The sequence below is a fragment of the Polaromonas sp. P1_G2 genome, assembly GCF_056405515.1.
Window position 1 is genome coordinate 1 of sequence record NZ_JBFUBY010000004.1, and the last position, 16145, is coordinate 16145.

Annotated in this window: 19 protein-coding genes; 5 read left to right on the forward strand and 14 right to left on the reverse strand. The window is 62.9% G+C overall.

The genetic code is table 11. The annotated features are described in order from the left end of the window. From AC1D0P_RS00825 to AC1D0P_RS00870, 10 genes are all read right to left on the reverse strand, one after another. The coding region (locus AC1D0P_RS00825) for a GTP-binding protein (RefSeq protein ID WP_477664961.1) at positions 1-144 on the reverse strand (144 nt) is incomplete at its 3' end. Between the two features lie 146 nt (positions 145-290). After that, positions 291-2393: an elongation factor G gene (fusA, locus tag AC1D0P_RS00830; protein ID WP_477674936.1), complete on the reverse strand. Its 2103-nt coding sequence runs from the start codon at positions 2391-2393 to the stop codon at positions 291-293. Between the two features lie 222 nt (positions 2394-2615). Continuing rightward, positions 2616-3089 (reverse strand): 30S ribosomal protein S7, encoded by a 474-nt coding sequence (gene rpsG, locus AC1D0P_RS00835; RefSeq protein ID WP_011481226.1) that lies wholly within the window; start codon positions 3087-3089, stop codon positions 2616-2618. A 224-nt stretch (positions 3090-3313) separates the two neighbouring features. After that, entirely contained in the window at positions 3314-3691 is a 378-nt protein-coding gene (gene rpsL / locus AC1D0P_RS00840) for a 30S ribosomal protein S12 (protein ID WP_092130055.1), read from the reverse strand. A 250-nt stretch (positions 3692-3941) separates the two neighbouring features. Then, positions 3942-5159, reverse strand: a complete 1218-nt coding sequence (locus AC1D0P_RS00845) for a D-alanyl-D-alanine carboxypeptidase family protein (RefSeq protein ID WP_477674937.1) — start codon at positions 5157-5159, stop codon at positions 3942-3944. 51 nt (positions 5160-5210) lie between these two features. Further along, positions 5211-5852 (reverse strand): alpha/beta hydrolase, encoded by a 642-nt coding sequence (locus tag AC1D0P_RS00850; RefSeq protein ID WP_477674938.1) that lies wholly within the window; start codon positions 5850-5852, stop codon positions 5211-5213. Positions 5853-5875: 23 nt separating this feature from the next. Then, entirely contained in the window at positions 5876-6214 is a 339-nt protein-coding gene (locus tag AC1D0P_RS00855) for a (2Fe-2S) ferredoxin domain-containing protein (protein WP_477654288.1), read from the reverse strand. Between the two features lie 43 nt (positions 6215-6257). Next, positions 6258-6530: a DUF2798 domain-containing protein gene (locus AC1D0P_RS00860; RefSeq protein ID WP_477674939.1), complete on the reverse strand. Its 273-nt coding sequence runs from the start codon at positions 6528-6530 to the stop codon at positions 6258-6260. Between the two features lie 174 nt (positions 6531-6704). Beyond that, positions 6705-7817, reverse strand: coding sequence for a VanZ family protein (locus AC1D0P_RS00865; protein ID WP_477674940.1), 1113 nt, complete (start codon positions 7815-7817; stop codon positions 6705-6707). 143 nt (positions 7818-7960) lie between these two features. Then, positions 7961-8389 (reverse strand): CopD family protein, encoded by a 429-nt coding sequence (locus AC1D0P_RS00870; RefSeq protein WP_477674941.1) that lies wholly within the window; start codon positions 8387-8389, stop codon positions 7961-7963. Between the two features lie 526 nt (positions 8390-8915). On the opposite strand from AC1D0P_RS00870, the gene hemB reads away from it, so the two are divergent. Genes hemB through AC1D0P_RS00895 form a run of 5 tightly spaced genes read left to right on the forward strand, consistent with a single transcriptional unit; the run spans position 8916 to position 13055 of the window. Next, on the forward strand, positions 8916-9932 hold the full coding sequence (hemB, locus tag AC1D0P_RS00875; RefSeq protein ID WP_477674942.1) for a porphobilinogen synthase: 1017 nt from the start codon (positions 8916-8918) through the stop codon (positions 9930-9932). 3 nt (positions 9933-9935) lie between these two features. Next, entirely contained in the window at positions 9936-11054 is a 1119-nt protein-coding gene (locus AC1D0P_RS00880) for a magnesium transporter CorA family protein (protein ID WP_477674943.1), read from the forward strand. Positions 11055-11094: 40 nt separating this feature from the next. Then, positions 11095-11703, forward strand: coding sequence for a DUF2799 domain-containing protein (locus AC1D0P_RS00885; protein WP_477674944.1), 609 nt, complete (start codon positions 11095-11097; stop codon positions 11701-11703). A gap of 14 nt (positions 11704-11717) precedes the next feature. Beyond that, the gene (locus tag AC1D0P_RS00890; protein ID WP_477674945.1) at positions 11718-12476 is read left to right on the forward strand and encodes a DUF72 domain-containing protein; all 759 of its coding nucleotides are present in this window, start codon (positions 11718-11720) and stop codon (positions 12474-12476) included. Positions 12477-12512: 36 nt separating this feature from the next. After that, positions 12513-13055 carry a DUF1003 domain-containing protein gene (locus tag AC1D0P_RS00895; RefSeq protein ID WP_477674946.1) on the forward strand — a complete coding sequence of 181 codons (543 nt, stop codon included), beginning with the start codon at positions 12513-12515 and terminating at the stop codon, positions 13053-13055. A 130-nt stretch (positions 13056-13185) separates the two neighbouring features. On the opposite strand, the gene AC1D0P_RS00900 is transcribed toward AC1D0P_RS00895, so the two are convergent. The 4 genes from AC1D0P_RS00900 to AC1D0P_RS00915 all read right to left on the reverse strand — a co-directional run bounded on the left by AC1D0P_RS00900 (position 13186) and on the right by AC1D0P_RS00915 (position 16111). Next, positions 13186-13848, reverse strand: coding sequence for a glutathione S-transferase family protein (locus AC1D0P_RS00900; RefSeq protein WP_477675008.1), 663 nt, complete (start codon positions 13846-13848; stop codon positions 13186-13188). 105 nt (positions 13849-13953) lie between these two features. Then, on the reverse strand, positions 13954-14655 hold the full coding sequence (locus AC1D0P_RS00905) for an SDR family oxidoreductase (RefSeq protein ID WP_477674947.1): 702 nt from the start codon (positions 14653-14655) through the stop codon (positions 13954-13956). Between the two features lie 93 nt (positions 14656-14748). Beyond that, entirely contained in the window at positions 14749-15438 is a 690-nt protein-coding gene (locus AC1D0P_RS00910; protein WP_477674948.1) for a dienelactone hydrolase family protein, read from the reverse strand. A gap of 64 nt (positions 15439-15502) precedes the next feature. Beyond that, positions 15503-16111, reverse strand: coding sequence for a DsbA family protein (locus AC1D0P_RS00915; RefSeq protein ID WP_477674949.1), 609 nt, complete (start codon positions 16109-16111; stop codon positions 15503-15505). Positions 16112-16145: the final 34 nt, after the last annotated feature.

Below are 16145 nucleotides of genomic sequence, written 5' to 3' on the forward strand. Positions count from 1 at the left end.
GTCATAGCCCTTGGCTTCGCCGCCGAACTTGGACGCCAGAACGGTCGTGATCGCCGCCGTCAGCGTCGTCTTGCCATGGTCCACGTGGCCAATCGTGCCTACGTTGACGTGCGGCTTGGTCCGCTCAAATTTGCCTTTTGCCATTTTTCTCTCCAGATAAAGAACATGCCCGTGTACGGTTTAACGTCTGCACTGTGTTGCTGATTCACTTCGCACGGGTACAAAGTGGCACACAATCGCAGACAAGGAAAAAAGCTGCCAGCCCCACAAGGGACCGGCAGCTGACGTTTTTACTTGGCGCGCGAAGCCATGATGGCTTCCGACACGTTGCGCGGGGCTTCAGAGTAGTGCTTGAACTCCATGGAGTACGTTGCACGGCCCTGCGACATCGAACGCAGCGTCGTCGAATAACCGAACATTTCGGACAGGGGCACTTCTGCCTTGATGGCCTTGCCGCCACCGACCATGTCTTCCATGCCCTGCACCATGCCGCGGCGTGAGGACAGATCGCCCATCACGTTGCCGGCGTAGTCTTCAGGCGTTTCCACCTCAACGGCCATCATGGGCTCCAGGATCACGGGGCTGGCCTTGCGGCAGCCTTCCTTGAAACCGAAGATGGCCGCCATCTTGAACGCGAGTTCGTTCGAGTCCACATCGTGGTACGAACCGAAGTGCAGCGTGACCTTGACGTCGACCACCGGGTAGCCGGCCAGCACGCCGGACGTGACGGCTTCGTTGATGCCCTTTTCCACCGCGGGGATGTATTCACGAGGAACCACACCGCCCTTGATGGCGTCGACAAATTCAATACCCTTGCCGGCTTCGTTGGGTTCAATCTTCAGCACGACGTGGCCGTACTGGCCCTTGCCGCCGGACTGGCGCACAAACTTGCCCTCGGCGTCTTCCACAGTCTTGCGGATGGTTTCGCGGTAAGCCACTTGCGGCTTGCCCACGTTGGCTTCCACGCCGAATTCGCGCTTCATGCGGTCGACAATAATTTCCAGATGCAGCTCGCCCATACCGGCGATCAGGGTCTGGCCGGACTCTTCGTCGGTCTTGACGCGGAAAGAAGGATCTTCCTGTGCCAGACGTTGCAGCGCAATGCCCATTTTTTCCTGGTCGGCCTTGGTCTTGGGTTCCACGGCCTGGGTAATCACAGGCTCAGGGAACACCATGCGCTCGAGCATGACGATGGCATCGGGATCGCACAGGGTTTCGCCGGTGGTCACATCTTTGAGGCCCACGCAGGCCGCAATGTCGCCGGCGCGGATTTCGCTGACTTCTTCACGGTTGTTGGCGTGCATCTGCACGATACGGCCGATACGCTCTTTCTTGCCCTTGATCGGGTTGTAGACGCTGTCGCCCTTTTTCAGGACGCCGGAGTAAACGCGCACGAAGGTCAACTGACCGACAAACGGGTCGGTCATCAGCTTGAAAGCGAGCGCAGAGAACTTCTCTTCGTCGTCAGCCTTGCGGGTAACGGGCGCTTCGTCTTCGTCCATGCCCTTGACGGGTGGAATGTCGATCGGCGACGGCATAAATTCAATCACGGCGTCCAGCATGCGCTGCACGCCCTTGTTCTTGAACGCAGAACCACAGTACATCGGCTGGATTTCGCTGGCGATGGTACGCGTACGGATGCCCAGCTTGATTTCAGCTTCGGTCAGGTCGCCTTCTTCAAGGTACTTGTTCATGAGCTCTTCGGACGACTCGGCGGYGGCTTCGACCATCTTCTCGCGCCACTCCTTGGCCAGCTCGACGAGCTCGGCGGGGATGTCGCTGTAGGTGAACTTCATGCCTTGCGAAGCTTCGTCCCAGATGATGGCCTTCATYTTSASSAGGTCGACCACGCCGGTGAAGTTTTCTTCGGCGCCGATGGGGATGACCATGGGCACGGGGCTGGCCTTCAGGCGCAGCTTCATCTGTTCGACGACCTTGAAGAAGTTCGCACCGGTGCGGTCCATCTTGTTGACGAASGCSAGGCGSGGMACCTTGTACTTGYTGGCCTGGCGCCAGACGGTTTCAGACTGGGGCTGAACGCCGCCCACGGCGCAGTACACCATGCAGGCGCCGTCGAGCACGCGCATGGAACGCTCCACCTCGATGGTGAAGTCCACGTGGCCCGGGGTGTCGATGATGTTGATGCGGTGCTCGGGCAGGGACGTGTCCATGCCTTTCCAGAAGCAGGTCGTGGCGGCGGAGGTAATCGTGATGCCGCGCTCCTGCTCTTGCTCCATCCAGTCCATGGTGGCCGCGCCGTCRTGAACTTCACCAATCTTGTGGTTCACGCCGGTGTAAAAAAGGATCCGCTCGGTGGTGGTGGTYTTGCCGGCATCAATGTGCGCGGAAATGCCGATGTTGCGGTATTGTGAAATGGGGGTAGCGCGGGACATAAATTACTTTCAGTTCGGGGTTACGAACAAAGACTCGTTGAAAGACTGCCCGGCACCCGGGCAGTCTTTCATTTTTTCTACGCGTCTGCCGGCCGGAAGTGATGTTGTGCACGACASCCGGCTGGCAGAAATTGGGGTTGAACCGCCGGCAATCAAGGTGACATCACCTTGAAACCGCCCGGCAACCCGTCAATTCAGCGCAGCAAATACTGCAATCGAAAATTAGAAGCGGAAGTGGCTGAATGCCTTGTTGGCTTCTGCCATGCGGTGAACTTCGTCACGCTTTTTCATGGCACCGCCGCGGCCTTCGGTCGCTTCCATCAGCTCGTTGGCCAGGCGCAGGGACATGGACTTCTCGCCACGCTTCTTGGCGGCTTCCTTCAACCAGCGCATGGCCAGGGCCATACGGCGGACGGGACGCACTTCAACCGGCACCTGGTAGTTGGCGCCGCCGACGCGGCGGGACTTCACTTCAACCATGGGCTTGATGTTGCCGATGGCCATATGGAAGGCCTCGAGCGGATCTTTGCCGGGGTTCTTTTTCTCGATAAAGTCGAGCGCGCCATAAATGATGCGCTCTGCGACGGCCTTTTTGCCGCCTTGCATGATCACGTTCATGAACTTGGCGAGATCAACATCACCAAATTTCGGATCAGGAAGAATTTCACGTTTAGGGACTTCGCGACGACGTGGCATTTTTTCACCTCTTTGCTTCAGTTGGCATTGCCTTTGGCAACACCGCGAGAGTTATCAAAACCCTCACTTACTCGACCGGCACAACTATTTGCGCTTGGGTCACTTCGTTTCAAACACCTGCCAGGGCGAGTGAAACACCTGTTTTTGAAGAACTATCACAGACTTCCGTGACAACTTCTTCTGGCGCGAGCTCTCAGTGAAGAGAAAACCCGAGCCGGTTTGGCTTATTTGGCCTTTGGCTTCTTCGCACCGTACTTGGAGCGCGACTGCTTGCGGTCTTTCACGCCTTGCAAGTCGAGCGAACCACGGACGATGTGGTAACGCACACCGGGCAAGTCCTTGACACGACCGCCGCGAACCAGCACCACGCTGTGTTCCTGCAGGTTGTGGCCTTCGCCGCCGATGTAGGAAATGATTTCAAAACCGTTGGTCAGGCGCACTTTGGCGACCTTACGCAGAGCGGAATTGGGCTTTTTAGGCGTCGTGGTGTACACACGGGTGCACACACCGCGGCGCTGTGGAGAATTCTCCATCGCAGGGCTCTTGGACTTGATCTTTTCGACCTCGCGCCCCTGACGGACTAACTGATTAATGGTTGGCATTGATAACGTCCCTAAACGTCTGAAAACTGATTTACCGTGTTGATACGGCCACAAATATTTCCCGCCGTGAAAGCGGAAAAGCCTTCTAGTATAAACCGGTTAGGGAAAACGCTCAAGCAAAAGGCGACGGGCGCCAAGCCTGTTCGCAGGCAGGCCCTCGCAAACCCAACGCTTTTCCCGGGTTTTGCAGCCCTTACGAGCTCAATCCAGAAGAATGTTAGCGCCCACTCCGATCAAGTTGCCGCAGAAGCTATTTAATCCAGAGCCGGATAGCATCCCAGGCGCGGCCCAGAATGCCGGCCTCTTCCACCGTTTCCAGCGCGACCAGCGGCACTTCGGCCACCGGCGCCGGGTTGTCGCCCAGCATCACCTTGAGTGTGCCGAGTGCCTGCCCTTTGGTGAAAGGCGCCACCAGTGGGTCGGGCCGGGCCACCTGGGTTTTGACCTTGGGCGCGCTGCCGGCGGCGACCGCTACCACGATGGCTTGGGGGCGGCCCAGCTTCACGGTGGACGACTTGCCCTTCCAGACGGACGGCGTAACTACGGCCTGGCCAGCGTCAAACAGCTTCACGGCTTCGTAGGCGGTGTAGCCCCAGTTCAGCAGTTTCTGCGACTCATTGGCGCGGGCGCTGTCGCTGGATGTGCCCAGCACGATGGCCAGCAGGCGCCGCCCGCCCGGCGCGCCGGCAGCGCCCAGGTTGGGAAAGTCGCGCTTGGCCGTGGCGATCATGCAGTAGCCGGCGGCGTCGGTATGGCCGGTTTTGAGGCCGTCCACGGTCGGGTCGCGGAACAGCAGGGTATTGCGGTTGGTGTCATTGGCCACCGGCGTGCCGGGATAGCGGTATTTCTTGATAGCCGAATAGCCGATGTAATCGGGGAAATCCGTCATCAGGCGCGTGGCCAGGATGCTCAAGTCGCGCGCCGTGGTGGTGTGGCCGGGTTCTGTCAGGCCTTCGGGGTTCTTGTAGGAAGTCGATTTCATGCCCAGGGCCTTGGCCTGCTCGTTCATGAGCTGCACGAAATGCTCGGCTGTGCCGCCCACGCCTTCAGCCAGCGCCATGGTGGCGTCATTGCCCGACTGCACCACCATGCCCTTGATGAGGTCCTCGACGGGCACCTGCATTTTCGGGTCGATGAACATGCGCGAGCCCGGCATTTTCCAGGCGCGTTCGCTGACACCGAAGGTCTGCTTGAGGTTGATCTTCTTGGACTTGAGCGCGTCGAACACCAGGTATTCGGTCATCAGCTTGGTCAGCGAAGCCGGTTCGACCGGGGAGTCGATGTCCTTTGCGGCCAGGATCTGGTTGGCCGTGACATCCAGCAGCAAATAGGAGCGCGCGGCGATTTCCGGCGCTTGCGGCACCTGGGCGTGCGCCAGCGGCAGCACCGCGGAGAGAACCAGGAAAACGGCGGTGGTGAAGGCGCGCGGGCCCTGGATGGGTCGGGGAGCCTTGAGGGAAGCTTGCATTGGGGGTATCGCTGAAAAGTAGGAATTGAACGAAAGGACTGGCGGCGCGGGTCAGGCTGGGGGCGAAGACAGGTGGCGAACCACGAGATTTTTCAACAGGGGCAATTGTCCATGAAAGAAATGGCCGCCCCCGGGGACAACCGTAACAGGCAGCGCCTGCGGGCGCGCCCAGTCGAGCACGGCGGAGAGCAGAACGGTGTCGTCCTGCTCTCCATGCACGACCAAGGTCTTGAGGTGCGCAGCCTCGTCGATCGGCGCGGCCGGCGCACGGGTCACGCTGGTACCGACCAGCACCAGCTTTTCGATGTCGCGGCTGGCGGCCAGGCGCTGGAATGCATGGGTGGTGACGAAAGCGCCGAAGGAAAATCCGGCAAGCGCCAGCGGCTGCGCGGCGCTTGCCGGCGCGGCGTGCTCCACCACCGCCAGCAGATCCTCGAGCTCGCCCCGCCCTTCGTCGTGGTTGCCGGCGCTGCCGCCCACACCTCGAAAGTTAAAGCGCACCGCCGTCCATCCGCAGTGCACAAAGGCTCGCGCCAGCGTCTGCACCACCTTGTTGTCCATGGTGCCGGCAAACAGCGGATGCGGATGCGCGATGACCGCCACGCCACGCGAAGCGCCGGCGGGAAGGTCCAGCGCGACTTCAAGCGCGCCCGCCGGGCCTTCGATGAAGGATTTTTGGGTTTGGGAGTTCACGGAAACACTTTCAATCGAGGGGCCTAGCGCCCCAGGTGCGCGGGTGTGAGCAGGCGCTCAACCACCTTGCCGTTCTTGAGATGCGACTCGACGATTTCGTCGATGTCGCTGGCGTCCACATAGGTGTACCAGACTGCTTCCGGGTAGACGACGGCCACCGGGCCGGCGGCGCAGCGGTCCAGGCAGCCGGCCTTGTTGACCCGCACCTTGCCCGGCCCGGCCAGCCCGGCGGCCTTGACCTGCGACTTGCAGCGATCAAAGCCTTCCTGCGCGCGGTGGTCGGCGCAGCAGTCTTCGCCGTTGGCACGCTGGTTCAGGCAAAAGAAGATATGGCGTTCGTAATAGGAATTTTGTTCAGGCATGCAGTGACTTTAGAGGATGTTGTGTTCGATATGTTCCGCAGGCTCAGGCGGCCTCGACGACGAAGGCCGTCGCCTTCCTCACCAGCGGGAGAAGCAGCAGCAAAGTCGGGAAGGCAATGACCCAGGAAATGGCCCAGGCGCCCAGCCAGGTGCGCAGGACGCCGGGCGTGATCCCCACGCCCTTGAGCGTGCTGATGAGGGAGACGATGCAAGTCATGAAAAGCGACAGCAGCAAGGGTGTGACCCAGCGCGCGCTGCGTGCGGGGAGTTTGGAAAAACCGAAAAGGGTACGCGATGAAGATTTCGAAGAGTTCATACATGTTTCCATAAGCCGTCCAGTCAAGGCGCCTTTCCCGCGGCCGGAAGGCCAAAGGGAAAACACACGCCCGGCATGGCCGGCGGTGGTAGGCGCATTGATTGACGTAAACGCTTACGGCAACTCTTGAGGGAGATCGCGCTGCGATAGTAGCAGAAGACGGCGATTGCGRCATCAGGCCCGCGGTTCGCGGCCCGACAGCCGCACCAGCACGTAAAGCAAAGCCGCATACGGCCAGAGCCAGCCCAGCCATTGCACCACCCCGTGAAAACGGATGAAGCGGCCCTGCTCCCAGGTCTGCAGCGTCTGCGCGAAGTAGGGGTCCGCGGGCGCCTGGTTGAGCAGCCCCAGATGGATGGCCAGCGCCAGCAACGTAAGTGCCGCAGCGGCGCGGCGCGGCACTGCCAGCAGCAGCAACGCCAACACGGCCGCCAGGCCAATGCCCGCCTGCACCGGGATGTCCAGCCAGGCCCAGGCGTGGTCAGGCCCGTAACTCAGGGCGGCGGACAGCGCCGACGCGCCAATACCCGCCGCGATCGCCGCCGCCGAGAACGCCGTCCGTTGCCAGAGCGTGCGAATCACGCAATAGCCGAGCAGGCAGGGAATCAGCGCACCCAGCGCCACGCAGATCAGCTCCGCGATGGGCACCAGGGGCTGCAGCTCCACATCGCGCACCGGCATCCACTGCAGGAAAGGCGTGTCCGTCAGAACATCGGCCAGGGCCGCCTCCAGCCGCTCGAACACCTGCCCCAGGCCCATAGGCACGGACGCCGGAAACAGCAGGGCCATCGGCCAGAGCAGCAGCAGCACCAGCGCACCCCGCGCGTCCTGGGCAAACCAGCGCGCCCGAAAGCGGCCCCAGCGGTCCACCACGCCGGTCTTTTCCAGGGCCCAGGCAAAGCACGCGCCCAGCCACGCACCCAGCGTATTGAGCAGCAGGTCGACATTGGAGGGGATACGCGACGGCAGGTAGCTTTGCAGTGTCTCCATCGCCAGCGACAGCAGGCCGCAGGCCAGCACCGCCACCGTCACAGCCCAGGAGACACGCCGGCTGCGCAAGGCCGACAGCGCCAGTAAAAAACCCAGCGGCGCGTAACCCAGCAGGTTGGCGCCCACGTCAAAACCCGTCCAGTACTGCGGCAGCGGCGCCGTCAGGAAGCGAAAGGGAGAAATGCCCTGGTCGCGCCAGTCCGCGAAGGGATAAAGGCTGGCGTAAACAATCAGGCAGATGGCGGCCAGCGCGAGCGGCCAGGCAGTGGTCTTGTGAACACCCCCTGGATGTGGCACACCCCTATCGTTCTCACTGCGCTTCGCTTCGTGTAGTGCCTTTTCCCCTTGCAGGTGACGACGCGAGGCGCCCGGCGAAGCCGGTTCGCCCGCGTCTGCTGGTTTGGGAGGGGCCTTCTTCACTGTTTTGCCCGGTTGTGATCCTAGAAAGGCTTGACCACCACCAGAATGACCGCCGCTAATAACAACAGCACCGGCACTTCATTGAACCAGCGAAACCACTTGTGGCTGCGTGTATTGCGGTTGGCGACGAGCTTTGCCAGCAGGCGGCCGCAGGCGTGGTGGTAGCCGATCACCAGCGCCACCACGGCCAGCTTGGCATGCATCCAGCCGTTGCCCGGCCCGCGGCCTATGCCGTAACCCAGGTACAGCCATAGGCCAAAAGCCAGCGCCGGCACGGCCAGGATGGTCGTGAACCGCATCAGCTTGCGCGCCATCAGGACCAGGCGCTCACGCTCCGCCACACTTTCCGGCGGCACCATCGCCAGGTTCACAAAAATGCGCGGCAAATAAAACAGCCCGGCAAACCAGCTGGCGATAAAAACGATGTGGAGTGATTTGACCCAGAGCATGAGGTAGTTTAGTCCGCAGCTCGTCATCCTCAGTTCCGACGCATCGGAAGTTGAAGCGCAATGTCCGCGCGTTCAGAAATCCGTTTACCGGGATGAAGCGCAAGGCGCCCGGAGCGCAGGACACCGGAATGCACTCCAGTGCATGAGGATTCCGAGCACCGCGCAACGCAGCGATTCGCCCGGCAAACGGATTTATGAATGCGCGGGGGCAAAAAAATGCCCGGGGCGCTGGGCCACCGGGCTGGCAAGCCTTTTTGCTGTCACACGCAAAGGCCCCGCTCAGGGAGGAAAAGCGGGATGTAGCTGCCAAATTGGTAACCACACGTATTAATTCTAACCACCGCCGTCGGCCCTTGGCAATGATTTAATAAGCAACCTAAGAAACTTTCATGTAAAGCTGGGCAAGCGCAACCAAGCAGGGACCGCGCGCCAGGTACTTCATGGCGTTCGTGAAAGCCCTTCCCGGTTTTCACCGGGCCGCGTTTAAACAGTGAACAGCTTGCTAAAGCTTTGGCACAATTTGCCCATGACTTTCCACGCCTCCAACTTCGCCCCCTTTCCGGCGGGCCGCCCCCGTCGCCTGCGTCGCGATGCCTTCACCCGCAATCTGGTGCGCGAGCACACACTTACTCCAAGCGACCTGATTTATCCGGTATTTGTGGTGGACGGCAAACAGCAGCGCCAGCCGGTTGCCTCCATGCCCGGAGTTGAACGCTTGAGCCTGGACTTGCTGCTGCCGGTGGCCGAAGAGTGCGTGAAGCTGGGCATTCCGGTCATGGCGCTGTTTCCGGTGGTGGATGCCTCGCTCAAGACCTATGACGGCAAGGAAGCCACCAACCCGGACGGCTTGATTCCACGCGTGGTGCGCGAACTCAAGAAGAATTTCCCCGGCCTGGGCGTGATGACCGATGTCGCACTGGACCCTTTCACCACGCACGGCCAGGACGGCCTGCCGGACGAAAACGGTTACATCCTGAATGAAGAGACGGTGGCGATGCTGGTCAGGCAGGCGATGTGCCAGGCCGAGGCCGGCGTCGACATGGTCGCGCCCAGCGACATGATGGACGGCCGCATAGGCGCCATTCGCCAGGCACTGGAAGCGAAAAAGCTGATCCACACCCGCATCATGGCCTACAGCGCCAAATACGCGAGCGCCTTCTACGGCCCCTTTCGCGATGCGGTCGGCTCGGCCGGCAACCTCGGCAAGGCCGACAAAAAGGTCTACCAGATGGACCCGGGCAACAGCGACGAAGCCTTGCGCGAGGTGGCCATGGACATCGCCGAAGGCGCCGACATGGTGATGGTCAAGCCCGGCATGCCCTACCTGGACATCGTGCGCCGCGTGAAGGACGAGTTCAAGGTGCCCACCTTCGCCTACCAGGTCAGCGGCGAATACGCCATGATGAAAGCCGCCGCGCAGAACGGCTGGCTGGACCACGACGCCGTCATGATGGAAAGCCTGCTGGCTTTCAAGCGCGCCGGCGCCGACGGCGTGCTGACCTATTTCGCCATCGACGCCGCCCGCAAGCTGCGGCAAGGCTGAGCGGTGCGCGTTTTCACCATCAGCGCCGGCGGCAGCTCGGGGGTCACCGAAACCGACGCCCTGCCGGCCCAGCTGCCCGCCCAGGGCTTTGTCTGGATCGCATGCGCCCGCCGCGAGTTCGAGGTGCTGCAGGCCCAGATCCAGGCCAGCCTGCAACTGCTGTGCGGCACCCAACTGGTGGACCTGCATGTCTCCGACCTGCTGAACAACCAGTTGCCCTCGCACTACGACTACACCTCGCAGTACGACATCCTGGTGTTCCGCCGCCTGGCGGCCGGCCAGACCGAGACCGACCCCAGCCGGCCCGGTGAACCGCTGCAGGAGCGCATGAAACGCGGCGGGCCACCGGTGCTCAAGCGCATAGACACCAGTCCGGTCGGCTTCGCCGTGTTCGACAAGTTGCTGCTGACCGTGCATCCCGCCGATTGCGCGGTGCGCGATGCCTACGCGTCACGGCTGCTGAACGCCACCACGGCCGAGTCCCGCTCCAGCGGCGTCAAGCTGCCCGCCAGCCCCGCCGACATGATGCTGCGCATCGTCAACCAGATCGTGGACGGCTACCTGGAACTCAGGCGCGAACTCACGCGCCAGCTCGACCACTGGCAGTCCGAACTGCTCCGGCCCGGCACGCGCTTTACCAACTGGAGCTCGGTGCTCGACGCGCGGCTGGCCATGCACCAGCTGGACGAAATCTGCGAGGACCAGCGCTCGGCCGTGCAAGACTGGATCGACTCCGTGGAAACCTGGCCCGAGGGTGTGACGCCCGCCGCGGTGCGCGAACGCGAACTGCTCAAGGTGCGCTCGCGCGACGTTCTGGAGCATATCGAGCGCGTGGTCCACCACGTGCGCCGCATGGAGCAGAGCGCCGAGACCGCCGTGCAGATGCATTTTTCGGCGCAAAGCAACCGCACCAACGACATCATGCGCACGCTCACGGCGCTGACCGCCATCTTCCTGCCGCTGAACCTGATCACCGGCTTCTTCGGCATGAATTTCGAATTCATGCCCTTTCTCCACACCAGCAAGGGCTTCTGGTGGACCTTCGGCTTCATGGTCCTGATCGTCGCCGTGGTCGGGACGGTGTTCTGGCGCAAGCAATACATAGCCCGCACCCGCGGCTAGCCGCGCCGCAATCCCCAGTCCATTCGCAGGAGACACCGCCATGCCCGCTGCCTTCATCCGCCTCGTCTTCGCTGGCGCTTCCCTGCCGCGAGCGACCTGGCCGGTCATGCTGGCGGTCTCGGCCCTGCTGGCCGGCTGCGAAAGCCTGAGCCCCGCCGAATGCGCCACCGCCGACTGGCGCCAGCTCGGCGTGCAGGACGGCAGCCGCGGCCGCACCGATCGCGCCGCCGACTACTACGAATCCTGCAGCAAGGCCGGCGTGCCCGTGAATGTGGCGGTCTACCGCGCGGGCCGCACCCAGGGCCTGCAAAGCTACTGCCAGCTGGCCAACGCCCTCAACGAAGGCCTGGCCGGCAACAGTTACGAGGGCGTGTGCCCCGCGCCCATGGACCAGAACTTCCGCAACATCCACGGCATCGCCTGGCGCGACCAGGAGGCCCGGAAAAACCTGGCGCGGCTGCAGCGCGAACAGGACCAGATGGAGGCGGAGCTGCGCGACAGCAAAACCGCCGATGACCGCAAGCGCACGCTGCGCGAGCAGCTCTCACGCTCGGACCGCCGCATTGAAGAAGCCCGCTACGCGGTGCGCGACGCCGGCTACCAACTCGACCGCCTGCGCAGCGACATGCGCCAGCGCGGCCAGTACTGACGCAAGAGTCCCCCATGCAGCCCGGCACCCGGCCCAGCGCAATCGCGGGCGTGCGGGTGGGCTGCGCGGGCTGRAGCCTGCCGCGCGAAACCTGGCCGGAATTTCCCGAACACGGCAGCCACCTGGAGCGCTATGCCGCGCGCTTTAACGCGGTGGAGATCAACTCCTCCTTTTACCGCCCGCACCAGCCGGCCACCTACGCGCGCTGGGCCGGCAGCGTTCCCGCGGATTTCCGCTTTTCCGTCAAGTTGCCCAAGACCCTCACCCATGAAAAACGCCTGCACGGCGGCGAAAGCCTGCTGGATGCCTTCCTCGAGCAGGCCAATTGCCTTGGCGAAAAGCTCGGCTGCCTGCTGGTGCAACTGCCGCCCAGCCTGGCTTTCGACGCAGCCTCGGCCGGCGATTTTCTGGCCGGGCTGCGCCGGCGCCACGCTGGCAACGTCGCGCTGGAGCCGCGCCACGAGAGCTGGTTCACGGCGCCGGTCGACGGTTTGCTGAAAGAACTGAAAATCGCCCGCGTACTGGCCGACCCGGTGCTGTTCGACGCGGGCCGCGCGCCCGGCGGCGACCCGGCCCTGGTCTATGTGCGCTTGCACGGCTCACCGCGCATGTATTACTCGGCCTATGCGCCGGACGTGCTCGATGCGCTGCTTGTCCGGCTCAAACGCGCGGCGGCGTCTGACGCCTCGGCCTGGTGCGTCTTCGACAATACAGCCAGCGGCGCCGCGGTGCCTGACGCCCTGTACCTCGCACGGGGACTGGCGCGGCGCTGATTCCGCCGGCCCGCGCCGCCTGCGAAAGGAGGACACATGAAAAACCGCTTCAGCGGGAAGACCCCGCCCAAGGTCTGCGCGGACGACCTCACCCGCGAAAACGTTCAGTCCATGCGGCGCGTGGAAGAAATGGCGATGGCCAACCGCAGCCGCGCCGACCGCATGGCCGCCTTCATCGCCGGCTTCTGCGGCTCCATGCCTTTTGTCTGGCTGCATGTGGCCGCCTTCGCATGCTGGATTGCCTTCAACACGTGGCCGGGGCTGGGACATTGGGACCCCTACCCCTTCACCTTCCTCACGCTGGTGGTGTCGCTCGAAGCGATTTTCCTGTCGTCCTTCATCCTGATCAGCCAGAACTACGAACTGCGCGTCAGCGACAGGCGCAACCAGCTCGATTTGCAGATCAACTTGCTGACCGAGCAGGAAAACACCAAGATGATCCAGATGCTGGAGCGCATCGCCAAAAAAGTGGGCGCCGACGCCCCCGATCCGGACGTTCGCATCCTCAAGGAAGACACCGACCCGGAAAAGCTGGTGGCCCAGATCGAGCAGGCGCAGAACGAGAACCCGCCGAAGTAGACTCCCCACTCCTAAGAGCCGCTTACAAAATCCAGCGAAGCGGTCCTGGCTAGGCGCGTCGCCGCAGACAGTACACCAGTACGGCAAGGCGGCGCAACAACGCCAGGAGGGTTTTGTGAGTGGCTCCGCCTCAGACCCAGGGCTGGGCCAGCCCTTCGGCCTCGAAGGCCTTGATCACCGCGGGGCGTGCCAGCGCACGCTTCAAATAGGCACCCAGGTGCGTGCGGTCACGCGCCGGCTTGGATGCGAAGTTGCGCGTCCAGCGGCACAAGGTCAGCGTATAGATGTCCACCGCCGAATAGTTCGCGCCTAGCAGCCAGGGCTGGTCCTGCATTTTTTCCAGCCGGGCGAGCTCCGCGTCCAGCTGGTCCAGCATCAGGCCGACCTTGGCCTCGGCATGAGACTTCAGTTCGGCCACGCCCGCGCTGTTGCCCGCATCCATCCAGCGGTCGGTGTAGAAATAAATGATCAAGGTGGATTGCACGGTGTTGGTCAGCCAGACCAGCCACTTGTAGAAATGCGCGCGCTCCGCCGTGCCCAGCGCCGGGGCCAGGCCGGCCTCGGGATGCCTGTCGCACAGGTGCAGGCAGATCGCCGCGGTTTCGTAGAGCACCAGATCGCCATCGACCAGCGTCGGGATCAGGCCATTGGGATTGAGTTTGCGGTAGGCCTCCGAGCGGTGGGCGCCCGTGCTGGTGTCGACCAGGACTTTTTCAAACGGAACGCCCAGTTCCTGAAGCAGGATGTGGGGCGCCATGGCCGCGGAACTTGGAGAGAAGTGGAGTTGGTACATAAACATATTGTGCCCCTAGGGTCGCTCACTTCGTGCAGCGCCCCACCCCCGAGGGGTCGCCCGCCCGCGGCCCGGCCGCCCCCCGGCCCCGCTTGGCTGGAGCCCTCAGGAGCTCTTTAATTTCCAGCCGCCGTCGCAGTCGAGGATGGTGCCGGTGATGAAAGTGTTGGTGGTCAACAGCATTAGCGCTGCCGCCAGGTCTTCGGGCTTGCCGACTCGGCCGGCGGGCACCTTGCTGGCCAGCTCTTCAAACAGTTTGGCTCGTGCGGCCTCCGGCACCCGCGACCACCAGGGGGTATCGACTACGCCAGGCACCAGGGCATTGACACGCAAGGGCCTGAGCTCGGAGGCGAGCACCGGCACCATTGCTTCCAACGCCGCATTGATCGCTGCCAGGCCCGAAGTGCCAGGCTGCAAGGCGCGCGAAGAAATGGCGCCAACGAAGGTGATGGATCCATCCGCTTTCAGGGTCGGCAGGGCAGCCTGGGCGCACTGCAGCTGCGGCCAGAATTTGCCTTCAAAGCCCTTGCGCAACTCGGACAGGTTCAACTCACGGAACAAGCCCGCGCCTGAGGAGCCGGAGACGCTCAGCACCAGATGGTCAAAACCGCCTTCTGCCTTGAAGAACACAGCGCAGGCTGCCGCATCACCGGCATCAAGTTGCCGCGCCTGGACACCCAAGGCCTGCGCGGCGGAAAATTTGGCCGGGTCGCGCCCAGCCACCACCACCTCATGACCGGCGTCCAGCGCCAGCTTCGCGGTCGCCAGGCCGATGCCCGAAGTACCGCCTACAACGATGTATTTCATTCCACTCTCCCTGCGGGCTAGCGCAGCAGTTCGTTGCCGCGCATATTTCCATGAAATTTACAGGCAGCCCAACCACGCCGATAAACCGCCTCTTCAGCCCAGCTTCGCGGCGAAAAAGGCCAGCGAACGCTCACGCGCCAGCTTGGCCGCCGCCTCGTTGTAGGAGCCGCGCTGGTCGCAGTTAAAGCCGTGGTTGGCCGGGTAAACATGCACCTCGACCTCCGGATGCGCCTTGGTGAAAGCCTCAATGCCTTCCATGGGAATCCAGTGGTCCTGGTCACCGAAGTGGGCCATGACGGGGCACTTGGGCTGACGCTCGATTTCTTCCTCGGCCGTGATGCCGCCACCGTAATAGGGGATCGCTGCGGAGAGCCCGTCCAGCAGGCAGGCCGCGCGCCAGGTCAGCAGGCCGCCCCAGCAAAAGCCGATGATGCCGACCTTGCCGCCGCTGGCCTTGGCCGCATGGTCTATCGCCGCCTGCAGGTCTTGCAGCACGCCGGCGCCGGGCAAGGCGCTGACGGCGGTTTTGAGTTCAAAGCCGGCTTTCATGTCTTCTTCGCTGTAGCCCATGTCGACGCCGGGCTTGACGCGTTCAAAGGTGGCGGGCGCCACCGCCAGGTAACCCTGTTCCGCGAAACGGTCGGTGACGGCGCGGATGTGCGAATTGACGCCGAAGATTTCCTGCACCACCACAACACCGCCGCGCGGCTTGCCTTCGGGTTTGGCGACATAGGCCGGCACGGAAAAACCGTCGGCCGCGGTGAGTTGGATGAATTGGCCCATGGCGTGATGCTCCTTCAAGAATGGATGTGCGATAGATGGATGAATCAATCAGCCGGCGAAGCGCCTACGCGCCCGCCATCAGTTTGCGTTCGACGAAATCAAGCCGGTCCTGGCCCCAGAACAGCTCCCCGTCCACGACATAGCTGGGCGCGCCGAACACGCCGGCGTCAATCGCCTGCTGGGTGTTGGCCTCATAGCGCTCCTGTACCGCCTGGCTGAAGGACTGCTCCAGCCGCTCGGCGGGCATGCCGCATTCGGCGAGCAGCTCGGCCAGCACCTTTTCGTCGGCGATGTGGCGTTCACGCACCCAGACGGCGCTGAAGATCGCGCCGCCAATTTTCATCGCGGCCTCGCTGCCGTCATGCATGTCCACCGCGATGATGAGGCGTGAGGCATCGTCGCCGGAGACCGGGAAGTACTTGGGCTTGAGGTTCAGCGGCGCATGCAGGTAGTCCGAATAGCGCTGCAGCTCCAGCAGCCGGTAGGCCTGGCGCTGCGGCGCGCGCTGGCCCAGCGGCAACCCGCCGGAGATCGGGAACACCTTGCCGCCCAGGTCTATGGGCAACACCCGCACGGTGGCGCCCGCCGCGCGGGCAATTTGCGCAAAGCGCTCGTGGCCCAGGTAGGTCCAGGGGCTTTGCGGGGTGAAATAGTAATCAATAGTGGTGCTCAAGTTTGTCTCCGTCAGGGTCTCTGGATGGGGCTCC